At 60.4% G+C, this 2,945-nt stretch carries 1 rRNA gene; it reads right to left on the bottom strand.

Annotated elements, in window-relative coordinates:
* Positions 1-99 precede the first annotated feature (99 nt).
* Positions 100-2,945, bottom strand: a 23S ribosomal RNA gene (locus tag BLS21_RS24380); the annotation flags it as partial.

Here is a 2,945-nt window from a genome sequence, read left to right on the forward strand (position 1 = left end):
TTCGGGCGTGGGGTTGGTGCGTTCAGAACCGCACAGTGGACGCGTGACTGCTTTCTGCTTCGACCGCCCCCGCGCGCAGGTGGGGGATGGTGTGGTCGTGTGGTCAAGCCCTCGGCCTGTTAGTACCGGTCAGCTCCACACCTCGCGGTGCTTCCACCTCCGGCCTATCAACCCGCTGGTCTGGGCGGGGGCCTTACCCGGTTACACCCGGTGAGAGACCTCATCTTGAAGCGAGCTTCCCGCTTAGATGCTTTCAGCGGTTATCCCTGCCGAACGTAGCCAACCAGCCGTGCACCTGGCGGTACAACTGGCACACCAGAGGTTCGTCCGTCCCGGTCCTCTCGTACTAGGGACAGCTCTTCGCAAGTCTCTTACGCGCACGGCGGATAGGGACCGAACTGTCTCACGACGTTCTAAACCCAGCTCGCGTACCGCTTTAATGGGCGAACAGCCCAACCCTTGGGACCTACTCCAGCCCCAGGATGCGACGAGCCGACATCGAGGTGCCAAACCATCCCGTCGATATGGACTCTTGGGGAAGATCAGCCTGTTATCCCCGGGGTACCTTTTATCCGTTGAGCGACACCGCTTCCACATGCCGGTGCCGGGTCACTAGTCCCAGCTTTCGCTCCTGCTCGACCCGTCGGTCTCACAGTCAAGCTCCCTTGTGCACTTGCACTCGACACCTGATTGCCAACCAGGCTGAGGGAACCTTTGGGCGCCTCCGTTACACTTTGGGAGGCAACCGCCCCAGTTAAACTACCCACCTGACACTGTTCCTGATCCGGATCACGGACCGAGGTTAGACATCCAATTCGACCAGAGTGGTATTTCAACGGCGACTCCACGAACACTGGCGTGCCCGCTTCCCAGTCTCCCACCTATCCTACACAAGCCGAACCGAACACCAATATCAAGCTGTAGTGAAGGTCCCGGGGTCTTTCCGTCCTGCCGCGCGTAACGAGCATCTTTACTCGTAGTGCAATTTCGCCGAGCCTGTGGTTGAGACAGCTGAGAAGTCGTTACGCCATTCGTGCAGGTCGGAACTTACCCGACAAGGAATTTCGCTACCTTAGGATGGTTATAGTTACCACCGCCGTTTACTGGCGCTTGAGTTCTGAGCTTCGCCACAGATGTAGCTAACCCGTCCCCTTAACGTTCCAGCACCGGGCAGGCGTCAGTCCGTATACCTCGTCTTACGACTTCGCACGGACCTGTGTTTTTAGTAAACAGTCGCTTCTCACTGGTCTCTGCGGCCGCCCACCGCTGCCCACCGCGCGGGTGTTGACAGCAGACGGCCCCCCTTCTCCCGAAGTTACGGGGGCATTTTGCCGAGTTCCTTAACCACAGTTCGCTCGATCGCCTCGGTATTCTCTACCTGACCACCTGAGTTGGTTTGGGGTACGGGCCGCTCGGAACTCGCTAGAGGCTTTTCTCGGCAGCATAGGATCATCCCATTCACCGCAATCGGCTATGCGTCAGGCCTCACCCTCGTGCGCCACGGATTTGCCTATGGCGCGGGCCACACCCTTGCACCGGTACTACCACTCACCGGTAGGACTACCTTCCTGCGTCACCCCATCGCTTGCCTACTACCAGCTCGGGTCCCGCGCTCCCCCGACCTCTCCACAAGTGGATCGGCCGGCTTCGGGCGGTCAGCATCACTGGGTTCAGCATGGGCGTTCCTTCGCGGGTACGGGAATATCAACCCGTTGTCCATCGACTACGCCTGTCGGCCTCGCCTTAGGTCCCGACTCACCCTGGGCGGATTAGCCTGGCCCAGGAACCCTTGGTCTTCCGGCGGGGGAGGTTCTCACTCCCCTCTCGCTACTCATGCCTGCATTCTCACTCGCGTGGCGTCCACGGCTGGATCCCTCCGCCGCTTCACCCGCCACACGACGCTCCCCTACCCACCCCGCCACCTGGCCGGCCTCCCGAGGAAGAACCGGCGGGCGCACGGCGGAGTGCCACGGCTTCGGCGGTGTGCTTGAGCCCCGCTACATTGTCGGCGCGGAACCACTTGACCAGTGAGCTATTACGCACTCTTTCAAGGATGGCTGCTTCTAAGCCAACCTCCTGGTTGTCTCTGCGATCCCACATCCTTTTCCACTTAGCACACGCTTAGGGGCCTTAGCCGATGATCTGGGCTGTTTCCCTCTCGACTACGAACCTTATCGCCCGCAGTCTCACTGCCGCGCTCTCACTTACCGGCATTCGGAGTTTGGTTGACGTCAGTAACCTTGTGGGGCCCATCGGCCATCCAGTGCTCTACCTCCGGCAAGAAACACGCGACGCTGCACCTAAATGCATTTCGGGGAGAACCAGCTATCACCGAGTTTGATTGGCCTTTCACCCCTACCCACAGCTCATCCCCCAGGTTTTCAACCCTGGTGGGTTCGGTCCTCCACGCGGTCTTACCCGCGCTTCAACCTGGCCATGGGTAGATCACTCGGCTTCGGGTCTAGAGCACGCGACTGGCACGCCCTGTTCGGACTCGCTTTCGCTACGGCTACCCCCCACGGGTTAACCTCGCCACGTACCACTAACTCGCAGGCTCATTCTTCAAAAGGCACGCAATCACCGCCCGCACCGAAGGTGCGGCTTCACGGCTCTCACGGCTTGTAGGCACACGGTTTCAGGTACTATTTCACTCCCCTCCCGGGGTACTTTTCACCTTTCCCTCACGGTACTCGTCCGCTATCGGTCACCAGGGAGTATTCAGGCTTAGCGGGTGGTCCCGCCGGATTCACACCGAATTCCACGGGCTCGGTGCTACTTGGGAAACACGTCCGGGAGGCGCTGCGTTTTCGTGTACGGGGCTCTCACCCTCTGCGGCGACCCCTTCCAGAGGCCTTCCACTAACGACAGCGCTTTCTCACTCCCCGCCAGTCCGGCAGAACTGGCTGGACGGTCCCACGACCCCGCCTCCACAACCCCTGCCGGGT

The organism is Geodermatophilus siccatus, assembly GCF_900103785.1.
In the GTDB taxonomy this organism is placed as follows: Bacteria; Actinomycetota; Actinomycetes; order Mycobacteriales; family Geodermatophilaceae; genus Geodermatophilus; species Geodermatophilus siccatus.